The 620-nt window shown below is 31.9% G+C and carries 1 protein-coding gene; it reads right to left on the reverse strand.

Features of this window, described 5'->3' with window-relative positions; all coding sequences use genetic code 11:
• A partial coding sequence (locus ACFQ4A_RS16365; protein ID WP_382402494.1) for a hypothetical protein occupies positions 1-515 on the reverse strand: 515 nt, incomplete at its 3' end.
• Between the last annotated feature and the right edge of the window lie 105 nt (positions 516-620).

The following is a 620-nucleotide window of genomic DNA, read 5'->3' on the forward strand; positions in this document are numbered from 1 at the left end:
TTTTGTTGTGATACCTGTACCTTTTTAATCTCTTTATCTGTAATAATACCACCAAAGTAACTATATTCAGAACCCTCCATATAATCCACAGTAATACCATTCGCTGGGCTTAAAGAAGGGATGTTCAGGAAAATATCGAAGCGTGGTTCATCCAGTGCTACAACAAGGTGAGTTTCTACCTTATCCTTGAAAAGTATGATGTATTTTGTATCTTCAATTTGCTTATAAAGAATTTTTGATTGTGGAAAACCCCGATAATCACTTAGATAATCACTTGCAAGTTCTGAATCAAATATGAACTTTTCTGCTTCAAATAAAGATTTCTCTATAGTCTCAATATCCTGATTTAAATACGCATTTTTTTGTTTTAATTTTTCATTTTCCTTTACTGGATTCGTTTCGCTATCCGTCTCACTTGGTGGAACATTACTTTCGTCAGTGTCTATAAAAAAAATAACTACAACAAAGAAAATAATAACTATAATAACCAGAATTACATTTTTGTTTATCCTCATTTTTTACCTCTAGTGTTATATTTAATTAATCTTCTGCCATTTCCCTTAATACCATCGTCTCATAACTCCATCATCTCCACAATAAGTTATGCAACAATCTGGCCC

It is taken from the genome of Lentibacillus salinarum, from assembly GCF_042679865.1.
Classification (GTDB): Bacteria; Bacillota; Bacilli; order Bacillales; family Amphibacillaceae; genus Lentibacillus; species Lentibacillus salinarum.